We start from the raw sequence: 4,847 nt of genomic DNA on the forward strand, positions 1-4,847 counted from the left end.
AGAGGTGTATAAGAGATAGGTCAAGACGCGATTGCGGCGTGGACCCCGCCATAGGGCGGGCATGTCCAAGCCTTTGAAAAAGATTGGACAACCCAGCGGTAGGGTGTTGTTAACCCTATTTGCCTTGCCACCCCTCCAGAATCGGCGCTAAATGCGGTTTCAAAGCTTGCAGGGCTTTTAAATCGCATTTTCGAGATTTCCATGAATATGGCGCCGCAGATAGAAAAAGCAATTTCCGATGTCGACCAACTGATTATTGGTCAGGCGCAGGAGCTATCCGACAAGCTGAAGCAGCATCGGCTCGAAATGTTTCCGCCGCGCGCGCTGAAGGGTTTGAGGGAATTTCAGCTTGCCGAGGTGGCGCGTTTTCTCGGCGTGACCAGTGGTTATCTTCGCAATCTGTCGCTGGAAGGCAAGGGCGCCCTTCCCCAGGTCACGCCGTCGGGCCGCCGGTCCTATACGGCCGAGCAGATGGAAGAGATGCGCACCTTCCTGGAGCACAATGCCCGGGCCGGAACGCATTATATGCGTCACCGCCAAGGCAGCGAACATCTCCAGGTCGTTGCCGTCGTCAATTTCAAGGGCGGCAGCGGCAAGACCACGAGTGCCGCGCATCTTGCCCAGCACCTTGCGCTGACCGGCCACCGTGTGCTCGCCGTCGACCTCGACCCGCAGGCCTCTCTCTCCGCCATCCACGGCTTTCAGCCTGAATTCGACGTCAACGAGAATGAGACGCTCTACGCCGCCATTCGCTACGACGATCAGCGGCGACCGCTCCGGGAGATCATCCGGCCGACGAATTTCCCGAACCTGCATCTGGTGCCGGGCAATCTCGAGCTGATGGAATTCGAGCATGATACGCCGCGCGTGCTTGCTCAGGGCAAGGCGGGCGACTATGGGCGCGTCTTTTTCGCGCGGCTTGACGAGGCGCTGTCCTCGGTCGCCGACGATTACGATGTCGTCATCATCGACTGCCCTCCCCAGCTCGGCTTTTTGACCATGAGCGCCATTTGCGGCGCAACGGCGGTTCTGATCACCGTCCATCCTCAGATGCTCGATGTTATGTCGATGTGCCAGTTCCTGCAGATGCTCGGCGAAGTGCTGAATACGCTGAAGGGTGCCGGCGGCGACATGAACCTCGACTGGCTGCGTTATCTCGTCACCCGCTACGACCCGCAGGACGGGCCGCAGACGCAGATGGTCGCTTTCATGCGTTCGATGTTCAAGAACCATGTGCTGACCAATCCGATGTTGCGCAGCGTTGCGATCTCGGATGCGGCGATGACCAACCAGACGCTTTATGAGGTCGAGCGGAGCCAGTTTACCCGCGCGACCTATGACCGCGCCATGGAGGCGATGGATGCCGTCAACAATGAGATCGGCGATCTCATTCATAAGGCCTGGGGGCGGAAATGACCGAGAAGTTTACTGCGGTAAACCGCGGCGAGGAGCTAGCTGATGGCGCGTAAGAATCTCCTCTCGGGCCTGATGGACGATTCCAAGAAGTTTACTGCGGTAAACAATGAGGATGAGCCGCTCCAGAGGGACGAGAAACAGCAGATCACCTATAAAGGGATCGGCGCTCTCGGAGCGGTCACCCGCAGTATCGATGCGCTGGCCGCCAAGGCGGATGCGGCCAAAGCGATCGAAGAGAAGCTGGCGACCGGCGAGACGGTGATTGATCTCGATCCTGCGCTGATCGAAGATTCGTTCGTCACGGACCGGCTGGCGCATGCCGACGAACAGTTTCGCGAGTTGGTCGAGGCGATCCGTCTGCGTGGTCAGGATTCTCCGATCCTCGTCCGCCCGCATCCGGAGAAGGATGGCCGCTATCAGATCGCTTTCGGCCATCGTCGTGCCCGGGCTGCCAAAGAACTCGGCCGGCCTGTCCGCGCCGTGGTCAAGAAACTTGACGATCGCGACCATGTCATCGCGCAGGGTCAGGAGAATTCGGCGCGCGCCGATCTCTCTTTCATCGAGCGGACGATGTTCGCCGACAAGCTCGACACGCTGGGTTTCGATAGGGAAACGATCATGTCGGCGCTCAGCGCCGACAAGACGACGGTTTCCAAGATGCTGTCCGTCACCAAGCGAATCCCAGCCGAAGTCCTGGCCGCAATCGGTGCGGCAAAGACCACCGGCCGTGACCGCTGGCACGACCTATCGGTAAAATTCGAGACCGAAAACATATCTGCCCGGGCGATCGAGTTCAGCAGGTCGGCGGAATTCGAGACGGCGGAACCGGATGCCCGCTTCGATATGCTGGTTGCCTTCGTCAGCAGGCGGCAGCAATCGACGTCATCGATCGCGGCGCCTCAGCCCGCGGCTCACGCATGGCAGCGCAAGGACGGCGCGGTCAAGGCGAAGTTCAAGGATGACGGGAAACAGTTCACCATCGCGCTGAAGGCGGAGAAGGCGTCTGCCTTTGGGGCCTATATCGCCAGCAATCTGGATCGTCTCTACGAGGCGTTCGAGAAGACACAGGATTTGACGAAGAACGGAGATCAATAAGCAAAAGAAAAGGCCCCCGAACGTTGCCGTCGCGGAAGCCCTCTCTGATCTAGACACCCAGAGAATCACATTTCCGCGAATCATAGTCAAGAGTCTTTGGCACCGAATTTGGTGAGCTGTGATCTTTTGCCTTGAAGAAGGCGAAGACAATGGAAAGCGGAAGTGTGACGACGCCCTTCGGGCGGCGGCCGATGACGTTTGGCATGCTGGCAAGCCAGGCGACTGCTCGAAAGATCGAGCCCGGCCAATCAATTGATAAGTGGAAACTCTATCGTGCGCTGTGCGAGGCCAGGCCGCTGCTCGGCGTCACCGACCGGGCGCTCGCTATTCTGAACGCCTTGCTGAGCTTTTATCCGAAAGGAGAGATCTCTGAAGACAACGGGCTTGTCGTGTTTCCTTCCAATGCACAGCTTTCCCTGCGTGCGCATGGAATGGCGGAGCAGACCATCCGCCGGCACCTGGCGAGCTTGATCGAGGCCGGATTGCTGATCCGCAAGGATAGCCCGAACGGCAAGCGCTACGCCCGCAAGGAGCAGGGTGGAGGGCTGCGCGAGGCATTCGGTTTCTCGCTGGCGCCGCTGCTCGCGCGCGCCGAGGAGATCGAGCGGCTGGCGGCGGAGGTGGTTACGGAACGACTGCACCTGCAGCGGCTCAGAGAGCGGCTGACGCTTTGCCGGCGCGACGTCGCCAAGCTTATCGAGATGGCGTTGGAGGAGGGGGCTGCCGGCGATTGGGATGCGATCCATCTGCACTTTCGCCATGTCGTCGAACGGTTGCCGCGGTCGCCATCCGCCGCGCAGGCCGCATCCGCAGTCGACGAGTTGGAACTGCTGCGCGAGGAAATCACCAATCAGTTGGAAATGCAGATTAAAACCCACAATCAAAGCGGCAATGCCCAACATTCTGAGCGGCACATACAGAATTCAAACCCACATTTCACTTCTGAATCTGAACCAGGCTTCGAACCGAAGCAGGGCGCGACGGCAGAGGATCGATCTGCAGGTCGGGCCGAACCGATAGCCCAGATACAGAAAGACGGAGGGAGGAACGAGTATGTCTCCGGGACACGGGCTTCCTCCGTCGCCAACGGGGGGCTCAAATCCTTCCCGCTGGGGCTGGTGCTGCAGGCCTGCCCTGAGATTGCAGCCTATGGGCCCCAGGGCTCGGTCGGCACATGGCGCGATCTGATGGCCGCGGCTGTCGCGGTACGTTCGATGCTCGGCGTCAGCCCGTCGGCCTATGAAGAGGCTTGCGAGATCATGGGCAGCGAAAACGCTGCCACCGTCATGGCCTGCGTCCTGGAAAGGGCAGGGCATATCAATTCCGCCGGCGGTTATCTGCGCGATCTGACACGCCGCGCCGAGAAAGGTGAATTCGCCATCGGTCCAATGTTGATGGCCCTCGCCCGCACCAATTCGCCGGTGAGAGGGAAGACAGGATGAAAGCTTCACTTCGCGGCCTATCCGGCGCAACTTTTATGGTTAACGAAATGTGACGGAAATGAAGATGGAGATAACTTCTGATTGGGAGCTTCTCGGCTTGAGATCAATGAGTTAGAGGCTGCTCGGCTTCGCGAAGCCAGGGGGAGGGACAAGTGGTGATTGACCAAGCCCGTCCATCGCGGAACACGATGGACTGCAGTTGACTGGAGATGCTTTTTTGACGATACGGCAAGGCGATGGCGCAAAGGCAGAAACCGCCGGTAAGCATGGAAGAGCTGTGGAGCATGGGTTTGAAACGGGCGGTGGATTTTTTCCTGGCTTTGATAGCGTCTGCGATCCTGCTCGTCCCAATTCTCGTCGTCGCTCTTTGTGTTCGCCTTACCTCGCCGGGACCAATCCTCTATTGGTCAAAACGTGTCGGTCGCCTCAACCAGATCTTCCTGATGCCGAAATTCCGCAGCATGCGCGTCGATACGCCAACCGTCGCCACGCATCTGCTCGAGAACCCGGATCGGTTTTTGACACCTATCGGATCGTTTCTGCGCAAATCGAGCCTCGACGAACTGCCGCAACTCTGGTGCATTCTGGGGGGCAAGATGAGTTTCGTCGGCCCACGGCCGGCGCTCTACAATCAGGATGATCTGATCGAGTTGCGGACGGTGCATGGGGTCGACAAGCTTCTGCCCGGATTGACCGGGTGGGCGCAGATCAACGGCCGCGACGAGTTGCCTGTTCCGGAGAAGGTGAAATTCGACGTCGAATATCTTAAGCGGCGTTCATTCGGCTTCGACATGCGCATCCTGTTTCTGACCGCAGGCAAGGTCATCCGCCGCAAGGGAATACGGCATTAGGCTACCTACTTCTGATAGATAAGCGGTGCGGAAGACCTTGATT

4 protein-coding genes are annotated in these 4,847 nt (G+C 58.9%); all 4 read left to right on the plus strand.

All coding sequences use genetic code 11. From position 1 onward, the window contains the following. Window positions 1-201: 201 nt before the first annotated feature. Entirely contained in the window at window positions 202-1,416 is a 1,215-nt protein-coding gene (repA, locus tag AF337_RS14870; protein WP_049732636.1) for a plasmid partitioning protein RepA, read from the plus strand. A 42-nt stretch (window positions 1,417-1,458) separates the two neighbouring features. Further along, window positions 1,459-2,511, plus strand: a complete 1,053-nt coding sequence (gene repB, locus AF337_RS14875) for a plasmid partitioning protein RepB (RefSeq protein WP_049732637.1) — start codon at window positions 1,459-1,461, stop codon at window positions 2,509-2,511. A 149-nt stretch (window positions 2,512-2,660) separates the two neighbouring features. Continuing rightward, entirely contained in the window at window positions 2,661-3,953 is a 1,293-nt protein-coding gene (repC, locus tag AF337_RS14880) for a plasmid replication protein RepC (protein ID WP_049732638.1), read from the plus strand. 284 nt (window positions 3,954-4,237) lie between these two features. Further along, complete coding sequence (locus AF337_RS14885; protein WP_049732639.1) at window positions 4,238-4,804, plus strand: sugar transferase; 567 nt, start codon at window positions 4,238-4,240, stop codon at window positions 4,802-4,804. The last annotated feature ends 43 nt before the right edge of the window (window positions 4,805-4,847 follow it).

This window comes from Rhizobium ecuadorense (genome assembly GCF_001187535.1).
GTDB lineage: Bacteria > Pseudomonadota > Alphaproteobacteria > Rhizobiales > Rhizobiaceae > Rhizobium > Rhizobium ecuadorense.